This window comes from Microcystis sp. 49638_E5, assembly GCF_021300285.1.
Lineage (GTDB): Bacteria > Cyanobacteriota > Cyanobacteriia > Cyanobacteriales > Microcystaceae > Microcystis > Microcystis aeruginosa_C.
Map to the genome: position 1 here is coordinate 149890 of NZ_JAJTDH010000013.1, position 17662 is coordinate 167551.

The window sequence follows — 17662 nt, forward strand, 5'->3', positions numbered from 1 at the left end:
CATTAAATAAAAGAAGCTCTGATCTAGAAAAATGTTGACTTCATCGTCTCCCAAAACCCTCCGCTTAGAAGAATATCGTAATTTAGAAACTAGCGCAGAAACTAAACACGAATATCACGACGGGGAAATTATCGAGATGACAGGGGGAAGCATCAATCATAATAGTATTCTCATTAATCTTATTGTCCTGCTAAAATTAGCTTTAAGAGGAACTAATTATCGTCTTCAATCTAGCGATCTACGTCTATGGATACCCCAATATAATCGCGGTTTATACCCAGATTTAATGATTATTGCCGGGGAACCATTATTGAGTGATAATCGCAACGATGAAATTTTAAATCCCTGTGTAATTATCGAAGTTTTATCCCCTTCCACCTCTAGTTATGATCGGGGTGATAAATTTCGTTATTATCGTTCTATACCCCAATTAAACCAATATCTTCTCGTCAGTCAAGGGGAGATACTAATAGAATCCTATAGCAAAACATCAGACAATAATTGGTTACTGCAAGAATACACCCCAGCAAGGGGAATTATATCCCTAGATTCTTTAGGAATTAGCTTAAATCTTGTCGATATTTACGAAGGAGTTGATTTTAATCTCAAATCCTAACTTTAGCTATCTTTTAAGAAGACGTACTAAAAATAATTTTACCATCTTTTACCGCCACTAAACGCAAAGTTAAGGGGCCAGCCGTATTAGTTTTACTAGCAGCAATTGCCTCAAGTGTCTCGATAGAATTACCCGACTTTTTCACTTGACCAATAAAGTTAACTACCGTAGTTAATAACCCATCTTCCACTTGAATTGACCCTAAAACTCCCGCACTTCTAGCGCGAAATTGAGCCGAAGCTAAGAGTAAATCTAAACGCTTTTGTAGGTCTTCTTCCGTCATATTTTGGGGATCAATGGAAACGGCAGCGATTACCTGTTTCTCCTCAAAAACTCTTTGATTGGGAACCACATCAGCAAAGACACGAATCTCGCTTTCTCCTAAGACATAATTACCTGCTGAAAGGATTCTCACCACATATTCTTTACCGTCCTGTAATTGTTGACTTAACTGTTCTACCTGTGCTTTTGTGATCTTAACTAAACGCTGGTCAAAATTAGGCTGATTCGGTTGGGTGGCACGGATAGCATTTATATTCGCTTCTCGCAATAACTTATCAATAACAGCGACAATAGCTTGGGGATCAACAATACGAAAAGCTCCAAAAGATAACACCTGTCCGCGGAAAATAGCGATTTGTTTTTCCCGCAATTCTTGATAGGTTTGATAGTATTGTTCTAAAACTTCTACTTCCCGCTTAAGAAAAGCCATTTGGGTTTCTAAATCTTTTAATTTTCCCCCGCGCTGTTCCAAAGCTAAATTTTTATCCACAATCGATCGATCGAGTTCTCCAATACGTTGATCCCGGCGATCAATTTCTAGCTGTAGGGTTTTTTGTTGGGTTTCCAACTGTTGAAGTCGCGCTTGTCTGGTTGTTAATAACTTTTGTTGATTAGCTAACTCTTTATCTCTAACTTGAACTGTGGTTTGTAGTTGATTTATCTGACTAGAAAGAATTGATTTTTGTTGGGACAATTGATCCCGTTGACTGATTAACTGTGCCTTTTGATTAGTTAAAATAACTCGTTCATTATTTAAATTAGCCACTTCCTTGCGGAACTTTTCCAACTGTCCCGAAACTAACCGCAAACGTTGACGAGAAGCTTGATAATTTTTGTTAAGAACCTCTAGACGTTTCTGCACGGCTATCTGTTCACTTTTAGCCGTTTTTAACGCTTTTTCCACCTGATTTTTTTGCTCGGTGGTTTTTCTTACCTGTCTTTCCAAATCCTTAATAGCAGCACGACGTTCATTTAACAGGCGATCCAGTTCAAAAACTCCTTGACGCAGGGATTTACTAGAAGCAAACAAGACAATTAAAGTGGAACCGGCGATCAAAATTCCCGTTACAATCGTCATTAAAGTTGCGGTTTGTTTCGGACGCAGATTAAATAAACGCATCCTTTTCTTACCGATACGGCTACCTATGCGATCGCCAATCACCGCTATCAGACCACCTAAAACCACGATGGCCAAAACCAAAATATAAGCGCTAGTCATCCAGAATTTAAGTAAATTGTTGACTGAGAGCGACGGGATTATGGACGGTAATTTTCTTCTTGTAAATTGAGACCATTTCTTGATCCCGCAGCTCTCCCAATAAACGGGTGACAGTGACGCGGGTAGAACCGATCGCTTCTGCGATCGCTTGGTGAGACAATTTTAGATCAACCCGGATACCATCGGTGGTGGGAACCCCAAAATCACGACAGAGAATCAATAAAAAACTGACCAAACGGGAACCCATATCCCGGTGAGCCAAGGTTTCGATCATCATTTCCGTTTGCAAAATCCGCGAGGACAACCCCTGCAGCATCAACATTGATAAATCGGGATTATTGCGGAGGGATCTTTCTACCTGATCGATCGGGGCCGAGAGTAATTCTACCGGAGTAAAAGCCACGGCATGATAAAAACGATCCGATCGCTGGCCGGTGAGTAAGGATAGCACACCAAAGACGCTATTTTCCCGCAGTAGAGCCACGGTAATTTCCTCTCCCGCTTCATAGACTCGCGACAACTTAACGGCTCCTTTCAGCAAAAAATAGACTCTTTCGGCGGGATCTCCAGGGAAAAAGATCGTTTTGCCACGCTCGAACAATTCCACCACCGGGGGGAAATTGCCGCTGCCGATTCGACGGAACACATCTGCTAGGGGTTTGTCTTGTATTAGGGATAAGTCCATCTCACATCCAAAAAAGGGGAAAATTGTTTTTATTATGCAACGAGTGTCACCTCTATTAAACATAACCGCTGCCTAAACTGGGAAAAGTTTTGGGCGCTTTTTGCCAGACAATGGGGGAGGGGTGATCATTGCTGCCCCGTTATCTGTATCCCTATTATACCGAATCTCGCTGGGGTCGGCTATTGGGGAGATTTTTGTAAGAGAAACGAGAACTATGTTAGATTTAACGGGAAAAAACGCCCTAGTGACAGGAATTGCCAATAATCGCTCGATCGCTTGGGGAATTGCCCAACAACTCCATCAAGCTGGTGCAAATATCGGTGTCACCTATCTCCCCGACGAAAAGGGCCGTTTTGAGAAAAAAGTGCGAGAATTGGCCGATGAACTTAATCCCGCTTTTTATGTCCCCTGCGATGTCCAAAATGACCAACAGGTAGAAGATACTTTCGCTACAGTGGCGGAAAAATGGGGTAAACTGGATATTTTGATTCACTGTCTCGCTTTTGCCGATAAAGAGGGTTTAACGGGCGATTTTACCGCCATCCCTCGGGAAGCTTTCACTAAATCCCTAGATATTAGCACTTTTTCCCTAACCCGTCTAGCTCGATCGGCTAAACCTTTGATGACGGAAGGGGGAAGTATTATCACTCTTACCTATCTCGGCGGTGTCAAGGTAATTCCTAACTATAATTTAATGGGGGTGGCAAAAGCCGGTTTAGAAATGAGTGTTCGCTATTTAGCCGCCGAATTAGGTGGCCAAAAGATCCGAGTTAATGGTATTTCCGCCGGTCCAATTCGCACCTTAGCATCTTCGGCCGTGGGAGGAATTCTTGATATGATCCATCATGTGGAAGAAATCGCTCCTTTACATCGCACGGTGACACAAATTGAGGTGGGAAATACGGCCGCTTTTTTAGCCAGTGATCTTGCTAGTGGTATTACCGGACAGATTATTTATGTAGATTCCGGTTACGAAATTATGGGAATGTAGTTTTAAGTAGGTAGGTGTTAAAAATCATCAGCACCCCCCTTATTAAGGGTAGTAGGGTTGATTCATGAATCAACCCTACTATGAATCAACCCTACAATGAATCAACCCTAGGATCAAGGGGGGATCAGCGCCCCCCTTATTAAGGGGGGATCAAGGAGGGATCAGCGCCCCCCTTATTAAGGGGGGATCAAGGGGGGATCAGCGCCCCCCTTATTAAGGGGGGATCAAGGGGGGATCAGCGCCCCCCTTATTAAGGGGGGATCAAGGGGGGATCAAAACCTTCTCAACAGGATTTAGTATAACTTTTGGATATGGATAAAGCTGGCATTTCTATTACTTCGCTTCAAATAATTTCCAAATCTCTTTAATAGAAATAAAGATACCGAGAACAGCAGCTAACAAAAGAAGGATTTGACTATCCGAGCCAAGGCAATTCTGAAAATTTTCATCAGTTAACACTTTATGGACGACCTTAGACATTGCCAATACAGCCGATAAACTTAACCCAGAAACAAAAAGAATTTCTAGATAAGATTTATTGTTTCCCCGTCTTGGCTGTTTTTTTGTAACCAGCGCCACGCTTGCGGTAATAACCAAGGTTCCGATTAACAAAAGAAAGTTTTCAATGTTAACAATCTTCATCAAAAATTTATGCTGATTTTGCTTTCCTAAAGGTAATATACCATCCGCAGCCCGCCGCTAATATCGCACCAATAACCGCACCGTAAACTCCCGCAATCGATCCTCCTAGGGCCGCACCTCCCACCGTTACCACCATCAGGCGATCGGCTTTATCCCAAAATCGAGGGGAATCAGCACCCTCGCGATCAAGGGGGATCCCCCCGCCTGTCGGCACCCCCCTTATCAAGGGGGGCAGGGGGGATCCAGCTAATTTTTGGGCAGTTTTTACCCAATCTTGGCTAGGAATAACATCATTAATAAATAGGGACTCGAAATCTAAACTATCGGGAAAAGTGACGCTTAAACTTTTGGTGCGTTCTTGGTTAGCATAGGCTGCGTCTAACTCTTCGATCGCTTTTTTATAAGCTTTTTCTAGGGGGGGAAAATCCTTGACAAGTTGCCGCAATTGTGTTGCTGCCTGGGGTTGTTCTTCCCTTAATAATCGTTCAATTTCTTTGAGCGATCGCTGTAGATATTCTGGCAAGGGTTCAGTCTGCTGTGCGAGGGCGATTAGCAGCGCTTCAAGATCGATAATTGTTTTGGGAATTTCCATAAGTTAGTCCTGTCCAGTCAGGGTATAGGCCGCCCAATGGTAAGGATCACTATATTCTGTTAGTTGATCTAGCCCTATTGTACTGCCTTCCTTCAAAGTATTCGCCGCCCTCACCTCCAGTCGATCGACCCCTTCCCTTAGGTCGGGAAGTTGTCCAAGTTGCTCGATCCAGTTAGCTAGTTGCTGCCAAGTGATATTTTTTAACCAATTTTGTGTATTTTTCAGAGCTAGGGCCGGGGATTCACCCGCTAATAATCTTTGATAGAAGTTAATCATAAACCAAGCACTAGAAATCTCCTTCACCGGCCAGAGGGTACTGACCACATTAGTCGCACCCGCTGCCAAGAAAGCACTGACGAGGCCGACGTATTCGGTAGTAATGCCATCCTTACCGGTGAGAGCGGTTTCACAGGCAGCCAGACAGACGAGACGGTAACTAGAGAGGTTGAGCTTGTTGATATCCCGGACAGTTAATAAACCATCGCTAAGGGCGATCGCAGACTCCTGGGGACGAAAAGAGTCATAAAAGCCGTGACCAGTGAAATGAAAGGTTTTATGGGCATTTTCGAGGGCTTTGCGGACGTTTTCCCGTGATGCCTTTTTCGGGCTAATTCTCTGGCTCGGTTGCAGGATATGGCTAATAATCGCTGATTCCAGTTGGGCGAAATCCATGGGTTTTTGTTCCGTTTTGGGGTCTTCGACGCTGAGGAGGGGAGAATAGGAGGAATCGCCGGACTGGGGACGCAAACCGACCTGAGCAGAGGGGAGATAGGTGGCGGTGTATTTTTCGGGGAAGAGGGTATGTAGGGGGAAGCGGTGCAGATCCCGGTGGGGGATGAGAATCAGGGAATCAACGGAAACCGGCAAAGGTTCGAGAATTTTATCGATCTGTAAAATCCGCTTTAATTGGGCAAAACGGCTGTTAAGTGACAATCTCCAGGGGTGATTTTGTTTATTCTCCGTTTCTTTTTTACTGGCATAGTCAAGGTATTGTTTATCCCATTCAGTTAACCAAGTCCGAAACTGTCGCGCCAGTTGACGGCGTTGTTCTGGCTCGACAATGACCGGATCAGCCTCTGGGGTGATAATAAAGGTGGTGAGATTGTCCTCGCTGAGATACCAGTAAATAATCGCCTTATTCGGATCTGTCAGGCTTTGGATAGTGGCATAATCGGGACTGGTGGGGTTTTCTTGCCAATTATCGAGAATCCAAGTCAAACAACGATTTTTATAAAATTCTGCCTGTTCAATTGCGTCTAGGGGATGATTTTCCTCGATCAGTAAATCGATTTCTAGGTGACTAAAACTGCTGAATTTTCTCTCAAAAGCCGGTTTATCCCGTTTCTGGGCGCGTAGTCGGGTAAAAAGGTGGCGCCCCTGTTGTTGATAGAATCGCGCTTCAGGGATTTCCTGTAGGGAAAGATGAGCGCGGATCAATCCTTGCAGAATTTCTAAATGATCTTCGGGGAAGTCTTTTTCGCTGAGAATCGGTAAAGCGGTTTGATAATGTCGGATTGCTTCGCGCCAATAGGGACTAGCATTCTCTTTATACTGGGAATGTTCCAGATAAGCTTGCCCTAGATAGCGATAAATTTGCCCCCACGGAGGCGATCCTTGAATAAGGTGGGGAAGTGCCTCCCGGAGGGCGAAAATATGGGGTTCTCGGTCATTAAGGGCTACTATCGGTTTACGGTAAATGAGAGCTTCTAGACTAGGAGTAGAAATACGATTTTTACTCAGAGAACAAACGGCCCACCCTCGGCCGTACCAAGCTTCATGATAATCGGGTTTAATTTCTAAAGCTCGATCGTAGGATGCGATCGCTTCTTCTAATCTGCCTAAATCAGCTAACGCAATCCCTCGGTTGTACCAAGCTTCATGGTAATCGGGTTTAATTTCTAAAGCTCGATCGTAGGATGCGATCGCTTCTTCTAATCTGCCTAAATCAGCTAACGCAATCCCTCGGTTGCCCCAAGCTTCATGGTAATCGGGTTTAATTTCTAAAGCTCGATCGTAGGATGCGATCGCTTCTGCCAATCTGCCTAAATTAGCTAACGCAATCCCTCGGTTGTCCCAAGCTAGATGGAAATCGGGTTTAATTTCTAAAGCTCGATCGTAGAATGCGATCGCTTGTTCAAATCTGCCTAAATTACCTAACGCAAACCCTCGGTTGTTCCAAGCTAGATGGTAATCGGGTTTAATTTCTAAAGCTCGATCGTAGGATGCGATCGCTTGTTCAAATCTGCCTAAATTATATAACGCAACCCCTCGGTTAGTCCAAGCTTCATGCTTATCGGGTTTAAATTCTAAAGCTCGATCATATGATGCGATCGCTTCCTCAAATCTGCCTAAATTATATAACGCAACCCCTCGGTTGTACCAAGCTTGATGTAAATCGGGTTTAATTTCTAAAGCTCGATCATATGATGCGATCGCTTCCTCAAATCTGCCTAAATTACCTAACGCAACCCCTCGGTTGATCCAAGCTTGATGGAAATCGGGTTTAAATTCTAAAGCTCGATCATAGGATGCGATCGCTTGTTCAAATCTGCCTAATTTATGCAACGCAATCCCTCGGTTGTTCCAAGCTTGATGGAAATCGGGTTTAATTTCTAAAGCTCGATCATATGATGCGATCGCTTCTTCTAATCTGCCTAAATTAACTAACGCAAACCCTCGGTTGTCCCAAGCTTCATGCTTATCGGGTTTAATTTCTAAAGCTCGATCATAGGATGCGATCGCACCGATAAAATCCCCATTCATGTATTTCTGGGTTCCTTGCTCAAACCAGAATGCGGCATCCTGAACCACTTCCGTTAAATCCGTCTCCTTTGGGCATAGATTTTCCCCCTCCACACTGGAAACATCCCTCACCGCGTCGCGTAACTGGAGGCTAATCCGTTGGGATACTTCCCCCAGATTTCCCGTCATCACCTTGCCTAAAGCCGCCAGATCCCGCCCTAAAGTTTGATAATCTTCCGGATACTGTAGCCATTCCTCGCTTTTGACCCCTAACCACCGCGCCAGCTTTTTATCGTCACAATGGCGACTGTATAGCCATCCCCGTAACCCGCCGGTAGTGGTTCCCGCCGCCACCTGCTCGAATAACCCCATCAATATCCCTTCATATTCCCCATCGCTGGGTTCTGGAGGAGTATTTTCGACTTTTTTGGGGTTAATTGCCTTCGGACTGGCAATAAAGAGCGATTTTAGCCAATTCCAGAGCTTTTTTAGTAAGGATAGCATCGGAGAAAGGGGGAAAGAAGATAAGGAAATTATATCTCTACTGCCGAAAGTCGTCCCTCTACCGGTTCAAATTCGTCCTCTAATAGCCAATTTTCCGCTTCCTCCTAACTCGCACGGCTCTCTTCTTCTTTGTCTGATCAGTTTAACTGAATGTAGTGATCGATCTTTGTGTCCTTTGTGCCTCTGTGGTTCCTTCCACTCTTCTTTGTCTGATCAGTTCAACTGAATGTAGTGATCGATCTTTGTGTCCTTTGTGCCTCTGTGGTTCCTTCCACTCTTCTTTGTCTGATCAGTTTAACTGAATGTAGTGATCGATCTTTGTGTCCTTTGTGCCTCTGTGGTTCCTTCCACTCCCTCGCCAGCAGGACTGTATCTTAGAATACATTTTAACCAGCAAACCTAAGAGAGCCTTCGCACCGGTGAATACCACATAGGGGTTTTCTGCATCGATCTAATTTTTTCTAGAATGGGGAGAAAAGTAATTGCCATCAATCCATGATTCAGAGTATCTCGTCCTCTTGGTTGTCTGAGTATTCCTCGGCAGTTGCCGCGGGAATTTGCGCTATTTTAGTCTTTTTTGGTTGGTTATGCCTACACCTTAATCTGATCGGCCCGGCTTTCATCCTACTAGCGATCGCATATCTGGTGGGAGGATACGAAAGTACCCAAGCAGGATTGACGACTTTATGGGAGGAAAAAGAACTGGATGTGGACCTGTTAATGATTGTAGCGGCCTTGGGGGCGGCGATTTTGGGACTCTGGGATAGTAATTACTATCTCATCATCGATGGAGCCGTTTTAATCCTGATTTTCGCTATTAGTGGTGCTTTAGAACAGATTGCCATGGCAAAAACCGATCGCAATATTCGTTCTCTCATGGCCATGACTCCCGATACTGCTAGATTAATCACGGGAGACAGGGAAAAAGAGGTTCCTATCAAGCAATTACAGATCGGTGATACAGTTTTGGTCAAACCGGGCGAATTAATCCCCATTGACGGCCTTATTATGGAGGGAAACAGTCCCATCAATCAAGCGCCAATTACCGGAGAATCGCTTCCCGTGGATAAAACCATCGGTGAAGAAGTCTTTGCGGGAACTCTCAACGGTGCGGGAGTGCTACGTTTAAAGGTGGAAACTCCCCCCGAAAGTCGCTTAATTGAGAGGGTGATTCGTTTGGTAGAAAAAGCGCAAAATGAATCCCCTCCCTCCCAACAGTTTATCGAAGGTTTCGAGCGAGGTTATGCGAAAATTATCGTGATTTTGGGCTTAATTTTCGGGATTTTACCGCCTTTTTTCTGGGGTTGGACTTGGGAAACCACTATCTATCGGGCCTTAATTTTTCTCGTGGTGGCTTCTCCCTGTGCTTTAATGGCCTCAATTATGCCGGCTTTGTTATCGGGTATCGCTAACGGGGCAAAACAGGGGATTTTATTCAAAAATGGCGCAAGATTGGAGATGATCGGCCGCATACGAGCGATCGCTTTTGATAAAACCGGCACTCTCACCCTTGGTAAGTTGCAAGTGGTGGAAATTATCCCTATCCATGCAGTCAGCGAAAATGAGGTGTTAGCGGTGGCTGCATCCCTAGAATCCTGTTCGGAACATCCCATCGGATCCGCTATTACCGCCACAGCCAGGGAACGTGGTATAAATTTCTTCAGTGCTAATCAGGTGCAAGCGGTATCAGGACGGGGTATCACGGGAAAAATTGCCGATAAGTCGGTATCTGTGGGCAATTTTGCCTATATTCGTGACCATATTACTGATCTTGACCAGAATATCCTAGCTATCCGCGAACGTTTACAAAAAGAAGGCAGAACCCTCGTCTGGGTAGTACAAGAGAATCAGATAATCGGGGCGATCGCTGTGGCCGATAGCCTGCGGGAATCGGCAGTTAATCTGGTGAAGCAGCTCAAAAAGATCGGTATCGAACATATCGTTTTAATTACGGGTGATAATCAACAAAGTGCCGATAAAGTTGCTGAAAAACTCGGTATTGAGGAGGTTTACGCTGATTTACTGCCCGAAGATAAGTTAACCGTTATCCAAAATCTCCAAGAAAAATATCACACTGTCGCTATGGTGGGGGATGGCATTAATGACGCGCCCGCTTTAGCTATGGCTAATGTGGGGATTGCCATGGGAAAAGCTGGTAGTGATGTGGCCTTGGAAACGGCCGATATTATCCTTATGTCCGATAATTTAGCCAAAATTCCCAGCGCGATTAACCTTGGTCGTCGTGCCAATCGCATCGTTAAACAGAATATCACTTTCGCCCTCGCGTTTATCGGCATATTGCTAATAGCCAATTTTGCCGGTGATATAACTTTACCTCTTGGTGTCATCGGTCATGAAGGATCGACGGTATTAGTGACTCTAAGCGGTTTAAGATTGTTCAAATAGGGATAAAAATACAGAGAACTATGGGCGAAATCCAGGCAATCCGAGGCACAAAAGATATTTTACCGGCGGAGGTCGGTTACTGGCAGTGGTTAGAGGAAACTGCCAGCAGAATTTTAGGGACTGCGCTGTATCAAGAGATACGAACTCCCATTTTTGAACAGACGCAACTTTTTGAACGGGGTATCGGCGAAGCGACGGACGTGGTAGGTAAAGAAATGTACACTTTCCTTGATCGCGGTCAACGTTCCCTGACTTTGCGACCAGAGGGAACGGCTGGGGTCGTTCGCGCCTATATTGAACACAAATTACAGGCCGCCGGAGGAGTACAAAGACTCTGGTATAAGGGGCCGATGTTTCGTTATGAACGTCCGCAAGCGGGTAGGCAGCGACAGTTTCATCAAATCGGGGTCGAATTGTTGGGAAGTGATGATCCTAGGGCGGATGTGGAAGTAATTACCCTTGCCAGCGAGATATTAAAAGCTGTGGGGCTAGAAAACCTAAAATTAGATATTAATTCCCTGGGAAATGCCCAAGATAGGCAAAATTATCGTCAGGCCCTACTAGATTATTTGACTCCCTACAAAGCTGATTTAGACGCGGATTCTCAACAGAGATTAGAAAAAAATCCCCTGCGAATTTTGGATAGTAAGGACGAGAAAACCAAGATTATCTGTAAGAATGCCCCCAGTATTCTTGAGCATCTCGGCAGTGATTCTCAAAAGCATTTTGAACGGGTGCAATCTTTACTAACCGATTTGGGAGTTATCTATAATCTTAATCCCTGTTTAGTGCGAGGATTGGACTATTACACCCATACGGCCTTTGAAATTCAGTCCGATGATTTAGGCGCTCAAGCCACGGTTTGCGGTGGTGGTCGTTATGATGGTTTAATAGCTCAATTAGGCGGTCCAGACACACCAGCAGTGGGTTGGGCAATCGGTTTAGAACGTCTGATTATATTATTACAACAAAAGCAATCTTTATCTTTTTTGGTTCCCGATTTTTATCTTGTCTCCAAAGGAGAAAAAGCTGAGGCCCGCAGTGCGGTGTTAGCGCAACAATTACGCGGATTGGGGTTTAGCGTCGAGTTAGACTTAAGCGGCAGCGCTTTCGGAAAACAATTTAAACGGGCCGATCGAGCTAAGGCCGTGGGCTGTATAATTTTGGGGGATGCTGAGGCTGAAAATGGCACGGTACAACTGAAATGGATGGCCACCCAAGAACAAATTAGTCTAACCCAAGCGGATTTACTGACACAAGCAGGGGAATTAAAAGCGCAAATCTCCCGGCACAAATCCTAAGTTTTAGCGTCATGGGCAAACATTAGGCTCTCTTATTCTTTGTGTCCTTTGTGTCTTTGTGGTTCATTCCACTCGCTCGCTGGCGGGACTGTATCCTAAAATACATTTTACCCACCAAACCTAAGAGGCCAAACATCAGTCCTAGGCTAGGATTATGGAATTTATACTGCAAAAACAAGGGGAGAATCACGGACGCACAATTTCTACTAATTCCCTAGAAATTGTCTCGGGAAACTATCGTCTTTTGGCCCGTCTGGATTCTCCTTTTGCTCATATTGAAGTGCGTATCGATTACGAATCTCCCCAAAGTAGCGAACGATATACCCATTATTATCGATCGGATGCCGGGGGTTGGCTAGAAATTTTTTCCTATCGAGATTTAGGAATAGGTAGCTGGAATATTCGCTGTTATGGGGATATTCTGGCAGAATTGGGGGGGCAAGGTTGGCAAGAAGTGTTAACTTTAATTGTTACTCCTGTTAAGATCAATTATCTGGCTCAATTAGAACAGTTAATTAAAACCGAAATTGAACCTTTATTAGCACTAGAATCCTCTGCGGAGATGATAAAATTAGAATTTGCTGATTTAACCAATAATTCTGCCTTTGTTTTTGATTTATGCCTACCAGAGGAAACAATGACTGCTAGAGAAGGGGTAACTCTAGAACTGCCAGAACCTGCTAATATGAAAAAGAGCCTTCAAAGTTTATCTAATCGCAATTCTGCACCCCTACCCCCGAAAATATCCGGTTCTAATTCTCGCCGAAAATCACCGCAACTGCCCCCAATTCCTAAAAATAAATAGGGTTTGCTGAATAAATGTGAAATATAGACGAGGTAAGGATTTTATACCTTTTGCCCATCAAAAAGTGCCGACCCTTGGAGTGATTGGGGGGAAAATTCAGGTACTTTTTCCCTGAAAATTAGGTAATTGACCAGATGAAAATCGGTAAAAACCTACACCCTACACCCTACACCCTGCCCCCAGAAAAAACTTTTTCAGCAAACCCTATGTAATGATGAGGTGAGGCAGCAACTTAAACCTAAGATTTTTTCAAGAACTTCTGACGAACTCGCGAGATTAACAGGTCTAATTCAGGTAACTTCAATAACATCGCACCGAGGAGGAATAAACCCACCGCTACGGTCGAAGCAAAACCCAACTGTAACAATTGTAAGAAAATATTACCAGCACCGAAAACCTTTTCCCAACCCCAACTAGCTCCCCAACTAGCAACACCAGAAAGTATTGTAATTACCGTTAATCCCAATAAGGATAAACCCCATTCTCCTAGAGGTAAACCCCCTAAACGACGATTTAAAATCACCGTAAAAATGCCCATAGAAAGGATATTAACCCCCACGGTTGCTAAAACAATCCCCGGAGTACCAAAAGGTCTATACAAGAGGAAATCCAGCACACCATTGAGAAAAATATTCACCATACTCACCTTAAAGGGAGTGTCACCATCACCCAAAGCATAGAACACTCGTACTAAAACATCGCGACCGAGATAGAAAAACATCCCGAAACCGTAGGCCATTAATACGGGAACCACCTGTTCCGAGGCAGCCAGATTAAAGGCACCCCGTTGATAGATAACTCGCACTACCGGGAAAGCGAGGGCGATAAAGATAGCGGTGAAGGGTAACATGGTTAAAGCGGTCAATAATAAACCCTGACGGATTCTTTGCTTCAATTCTCCCCAATTTTCCGGTTCCGTCAGTCGAGAAAATATCGGCATAAACGGCACGAGAATCATGTTGGACATGATGCCCAAGGGCGTGAGAACGATAAAACTGGCGTAACGCATGGAAGCGGCGGCATTTTCGATAAAAGAAGCGAAAAAGAGGTCAGTATAAACGTTAATATGCAACATTCCCGAAGATAAGGTCGCCGGAATCATCACCCGCAACACCTCCGACACCCCCGGTATCCGCCAATCCCAACGAAATGTTAATTTTCCTAAACCTGCCTTGACTTGTGCGCCCACTTGTGCTAACCATTGCCAGAGCGCCCCGACGAGAGTACCGCCGGCGAGGACAAAACCCCCCAGTTGCACATATTGCGGCTCATCAATGCGATCGCCAACGAACCAAGCCAGCAAACCCACCCCGATAATCACCGCCACACTGGAAAAAAGCGGACTGAGACTCGGTAGCCAGTATTGGTCTGCCGCGTTGAGAGTACCGAAACCGATGCCGATTAAACCAGCTAAAACCGCCATGGGGGCCATAATTTGCAGTTGTTGAATGGCCATACTACGGGTGGCGGCATCTAAACCGGGGGCGAGAACATCGATAAAAATATTGGCAAAAACGATTAAAAAGACGGTGACAGCTAATAAAATCGCGCTGACTAGGGTGGTGACAGTCTCGACAATCGGCGCGGACTCGGATTTATCTCTTTTGGCCAAAACACTGACCAAAGCGCTGTGAAAGGGACCGTTAATGCCACCGAGGAGAATTAACAGAAAACCGGGGATAACGTAGGCAAAAGCGTAGGCGTTCACCACTGGCCCGACACCGTAGGCAGCGGCGATTACCTGTTCGCGGACCAAACCAAAAACCTTACTGATTAAGGTGGCAACGGCGACAATTCCAGCAATGCCGGCTAAGGAACGGGTAGCTTTCTTAGTAATGATGACACCTCGAAAGAAAACAACTGCATTGATTGATTCTACCCGTTTCTGTGTTCCCGCAGAAACGCGCTCTCTAGTTGTCAAATTTAATTTGACTGGAATGTATAAGACCCATTTCTCCACAGACATCCGTATAATACCAAGAGCCAACCGAACCATAAATATTGATGGTTCTACTCTTGATCACGAAAATCGCCCGTTCAAGAAAACTTAACAATGCCCACCAGCGATCGCAGTTGCCAAGGCTAAAGCGATCGCGGTTTTAAAGTTTAATTAAGATAAAAGTGTTTCTAACGCAATCGCCAAAGGTTTAAGGGTGCGAGGGATTGATGTTACAATGTCTTCAGAGGAAGGACTGATTGGGGCTTCTGATCAAGAGCAATTAGCTTATGCTTTGTCGCAAGGCTGAGTGGTTTTCACGTTTCATGTATCTGATATTGGCAGCAGCGATCGCCGATGATTAAGTTTTGGTTTTTAAATTTAAGATCAGTTTTGGAGACATGAAGAAAATTTGGCAAGGTCTTTTTTCTGTGGTTATTTAGAGGTAGAGGTTGAATTAACCGATGAGCGAGAACAGCATATTATTGATCGCCATCCGGGTACATTACCCGATTATGAGGAGCAATTAGCCCAGACTTTAGCTGATCCAGATTTAATTCGTTCTAGCGATCATGATGAAAAGGCGTTGTTATTTTCTAAGTGGTTTTCAACGATTCGGACGGGACGATTTTTAATTCTGGTGGTGGTTTCCCAAACTGCTCTTAGTCGTCATTGGATCGTGACTATATACACAGCCCGAAAAATTACAGGGGGAATAATGGTATGGAAAAAAATCTAACTTTTCGCTATGACCCGACGGGAGATATTCTTTATGTAGATGTCTGTTCTCCCTATGCAGATCAAGAGTCGGAGGAGATTGGGGATGAAATTGTCGCTCGTCTAAATCCGACTTCTGGGGAGATTGAGAATTTGGAGATTTTATTTTTCTCGAAACGCTGGAATCAATCCTTACCGTTACAATTGCCGATTGATGCTGCTTTTCGATTAGTGGGATAATGGGACACCCCCTACGCAATCGGCGATCGCACTGTTTTGACAGTTCAAGCAACGGCAAGATTGGTCGGCATGGCGTAACGTAATATTATAAAAATATGTCGTATTCAAGAGTAAAAAGACTTGTTAGATAGCATACTCAGTCTAAAAAAAATTGAATTTGATGACTGAAGGTAAATTTTTAGCCTACATTAACATCAGCAAAAGCCAAGAGGTTACTAATGACTCAAGCGATTCGTCAAACAATTTTTGTTCAGTCAGATGGTCGTCTAGAAATTCAGTCAGATCAGCTTTTCCCTGGGAGAAAAGTAGAGGTTATTATTATTCTGGAAGATGACCCTGAAATTACATCAGCAGAAGCTTTAGAATTAAGAGATTAGAAGATTTAGGTAATCCAAAGAAATGGATAACTGGGGTTGAAGCAGAGGAAGAGATTGATGAGGATGAGTTAAGGGAATGGGTGAAAAGTTGTGGCTACTAAAAGTCATTATTTCGTGCAATGGGTAGCTGATTTTCAAAATGATTTAGTTTGTTTACCTGCCGAATTGCAGGCTCGTTGGTCGAAGTATCAAAAACTTCTAGCGATAGACCCCTATCAAACTTTGGGGTGGCCTAGTCATCATTTAATTGGTAAGTTGCAGGGGTGTCGTGCTATGGAAATTGATTGGAATATTGTTAGTTAGGGCTGGCTGAATAATGGTAAAACCCTTTTAAAATAAGGCTTTTGACCTGTTAAAATCCGATGTTCATGCTGCGAAAATAGGATTAAAACCTTCAAAAACCTTGCATTATCCCTTTTGGAGTACAAAAGCTGGTACAAAAAGAGAGGGCAACAAAGCCTGAAACGACCGACGACCGGCTACTGACGACCGGCTACTGACTCCTAACCCCACCAATAAACTTTTTGCCGCAAACCCTAAGTAGGGGCTGCTGAAAAAGTTTTTCGTGGGGGCAGGGTGTGGGGTGTGGGGTGTGGGGTGTAGGGTTTTACCGATTTTGAGGTAGTCAGTTACCTAATTTTCAGGGAAAAAGTACCCTTATCCAACAAGGTTTTTAGATTTATTCAGCAAACCCTAAGTAAAATAATCTACAAGATCACCCTAGTAAACTTCATCGTGGGTTCCAAGAGATTCCAAAAGAATGGCTTGCTGATTTTCATGATCAACAAATTTAAAGATAATTCTCAAATCGTAGCCTGCATTACAAGCATAGGATTCTTTGAGTTCCCCTTTTAATTTGTGGGTTCTTAATCTAGGTTGAAAAGGGTCTATTTGCAATAATTCTAAGGTGTCTTGAATATTTTGAGCGAATGAAGGCTGTTTTTTGATAATTTTACGAGCGTTTCTAATAAACACATTGGAGCGCAATAACACAAAACTTATGCAAGGATCTCTTCCATTAGTTGTTGAGGGGTTGCGGATTGGCATTGACCTTGAGCGTATTCCTGTTGAGCTTCTTCAATGTCTTTAATTAATTCGGCTCTTTTTTGATCTCGCAGGCGACTTTTCAAGATGTGAATAAGTTGTTCTTGAGCTTCTGGGGGAAGTTGTTCGGTTGCGTCTAGTATTTCTGCAAAGGTGGCTTGAGTCATGGTTTTTTTAGTTGGTTATGGTGGTCTTTGGAGCTAATTATAGCAGTAAAGATAGGATGGGTTAGCGTAGCGTAACGCATCCCACCAGATTTGCGATCGCACTGGATGAAAGGGTTTCTCAGGCGATCGCCAAAGGTTTAAGGGTGCGAGGGATTGATGTTACAATGTCTTCAGAGGAAGGACTGATTGGGGCTTCTGATGAGGAACAGTTAGCTTATGCTTTATTGCAAAGATAATGGCGATCACTGATGCTTCTACGCGCTGTGCTAACATCTTCAATATTATAGCAATTCCATTTGATACGTAAATAGAGCTTGCTATGGTAAAATAAAAACGTTCTGCCAAGAAATGAAAGAAAAAAGCAAATGGAAACCAATCAAAATGAAAGAGAAAGAC

At 44.0% G+C, this 17662-nt stretch carries 18 protein-coding genes; 10 read left to right on the plus strand and 8 right to left on the minus strand.

Annotated elements, in window-relative coordinates:
• The first annotated feature begins 31 nt into the window (after positions 1-31).
• Complete coding sequence (locus LW728_RS06265; RefSeq protein WP_287765746.1) at positions 32-616, plus strand: Uma2 family endonuclease; 585 nt, start codon at positions 32-34, stop codon at positions 614-616.
• A gap of 13 nt (positions 617-629) precedes the next feature.
• On the opposite strand, the gene LW728_RS06270 is transcribed toward LW728_RS06265, so the two are convergent.
• Together LW728_RS06270 and ntcA are read right to left on the minus strand one after the other, a co-directional pair.
• A complete protein-coding gene (locus LW728_RS06270; RefSeq protein WP_287669893.1) occupies positions 630-2117 on the minus strand; it encodes a DUF3084 domain-containing protein in 1488 nt (495 codons plus the stop codon).
• A gap of 7 nt (positions 2118-2124) precedes the next feature.
• Complete coding sequence (gene ntcA, locus LW728_RS06275; protein ID WP_002793163.1) at positions 2125-2802, minus strand: global nitrogen regulator NtcA; 678 nt, start codon at positions 2800-2802, stop codon at positions 2125-2127.
• 214 nt (positions 2803-3016) lie between these two features.
• On the opposite strand from ntcA, the gene fabI reads away from it, so the two are divergent.
• Positions 3017-3793: an enoyl-ACP reductase FabI gene (gene fabI, locus LW728_RS06280; RefSeq protein WP_002760333.1), complete on the plus strand. Its 777-nt coding sequence runs from the start codon at positions 3017-3019 to the stop codon at positions 3791-3793.
• Between the two features lie 333 nt (positions 3794-4126).
• Here fabI and LW728_RS06285 read toward each other — a convergent pair whose 3' ends face one another.
• From LW728_RS06285 to LW728_RS06295, 3 genes are read right to left on the minus strand one after another with little or no spacing between them, the layout of a single operon-like run.
• A complete protein-coding gene (locus tag LW728_RS06285; RefSeq protein WP_287765749.1) occupies positions 4127-4435 on the minus strand; it encodes a hypothetical protein in 309 nt (102 codons plus the stop codon).
• Between the two features lie 7 nt (positions 4436-4442).
• The gene (locus LW728_RS06290) at positions 4443-5027 is read right to left on the minus strand and encodes a hypothetical protein (protein ID WP_287669889.1); all 585 of its coding nucleotides are present in this window, start codon (positions 5025-5027) and stop codon (positions 4443-4445) included.
• Positions 5028-5030: 3 nt separating this feature from the next.
• Positions 5031-8273, minus strand: a complete 3243-nt coding sequence (locus LW728_RS06295) for a CHAT domain-containing protein (protein ID WP_287765751.1) — start codon at positions 8271-8273, stop codon at positions 5031-5033.
• A gap of 495 nt (positions 8274-8768) precedes the next feature.
• Here LW728_RS06295 and LW728_RS06300 point away from each other — a divergent pair, with 495 nt between their 5' ends.
• The 3 genes from LW728_RS06300 (at position 8769) to LW728_RS06310 (ending at position 12785) form a co-directional block, all read left to right on the plus strand.
• Positions 8769-10679: a heavy metal translocating P-type ATPase gene (locus LW728_RS06300; protein ID WP_287765753.1), complete on the plus strand. Its 1911-nt coding sequence runs from the start codon at positions 8769-8771 to the stop codon at positions 10677-10679.
• A gap of 20 nt (positions 10680-10699) precedes the next feature.
• Positions 10700-11980, plus strand: coding sequence for a histidine--tRNA ligase (gene hisS / locus LW728_RS06305; protein ID WP_287765756.1), 1281 nt, complete (start codon positions 10700-10702; stop codon positions 11978-11980).
• 154 nt (positions 11981-12134) lie between these two features.
• A complete protein-coding gene (locus tag LW728_RS06310) occupies positions 12135-12785 on the plus strand; it encodes a hypothetical protein (RefSeq protein ID WP_287765758.1) in 651 nt (216 codons plus the stop codon).
• A gap of 238 nt (positions 12786-13023) precedes the next feature.
• On the opposite strand, the gene murJ is transcribed toward LW728_RS06310, so the two are convergent.
• Positions 13024-14751, minus strand: coding sequence for a murein biosynthesis integral membrane protein MurJ (gene murJ, locus LW728_RS06315; protein ID WP_287765776.1), 1728 nt, complete (start codon positions 14749-14751; stop codon positions 13024-13026).
• A 382-nt stretch (positions 14752-15133) separates the two neighbouring features.
• Between murJ and LW728_RS06320 the strand changes: the two genes are divergently transcribed.
• The 4 genes from LW728_RS06320 to LW728_RS06335 all read left to right on the plus strand — a co-directional run bounded on the left by LW728_RS06320 (position 15134) and on the right by LW728_RS06335 (position 16358).
• On the plus strand, positions 15134-15460 hold the full coding sequence (locus LW728_RS06320) for a hypothetical protein (RefSeq protein WP_287664670.1): 327 nt from the start codon (positions 15134-15136) through the stop codon (positions 15458-15460).
• Positions 15445-15678, plus strand: coding sequence for a DUF2283 domain-containing protein (locus tag LW728_RS06325; RefSeq protein ID WP_002769319.1), 234 nt, complete (start codon positions 15445-15447; stop codon positions 15676-15678). Before LW728_RS06320 ends, LW728_RS06325 begins: the two co-directional genes overlap by 16 nt.
• 218 nt (positions 15679-15896) lie before the next feature.
• Positions 15897-16055: a hypothetical protein gene (locus LW728_RS06330; protein WP_287664673.1), complete on the plus strand. Its 159-nt coding sequence runs from the start codon at positions 15897-15899 to the stop codon at positions 16053-16055.
• A 90-nt stretch (positions 16056-16145) separates the two neighbouring features.
• Entirely contained in the window at positions 16146-16358 is a 213-nt protein-coding gene (locus tag LW728_RS06335) for a hypothetical protein (protein ID WP_287664676.1), read from the plus strand.
• A 417-nt stretch (positions 16359-16775) separates the two neighbouring features.
• Here LW728_RS06335 and LW728_RS06340 read toward each other — a convergent pair whose 3' ends face one another.
• Together LW728_RS06340 and LW728_RS06345 are read right to left on the minus strand one after the other, a co-directional pair.
• On the minus strand, positions 16776-17057 hold the full coding sequence (locus LW728_RS06340) for a type II toxin-antitoxin system RelE/ParE family toxin (RefSeq protein WP_004163793.1): 282 nt from the start codon (positions 17055-17057) through the stop codon (positions 16776-16778).
• The gene (locus LW728_RS06345; RefSeq protein WP_004163792.1) at positions 17054-17266 is read right to left on the minus strand and encodes a hypothetical protein; all 213 of its coding nucleotides are present in this window, start codon (positions 17264-17266) and stop codon (positions 17054-17056) included. The genes LW728_RS06340 and LW728_RS06345 overlap by 4 nt, the downstream gene beginning before the upstream one ends.
• A 143-nt stretch (positions 17267-17409) precedes the next feature.
• Here LW728_RS06345 and LW728_RS23355 point away from each other — a divergent pair, with 143 nt between their 5' ends.
• Positions 17410-17502, plus strand: a complete 93-nt coding sequence (locus LW728_RS23355; protein ID WP_287765761.1) for a hypothetical protein — start codon at positions 17410-17412, stop codon at positions 17500-17502.
• Positions 17503-17662: the final 160 nt, after the last annotated feature.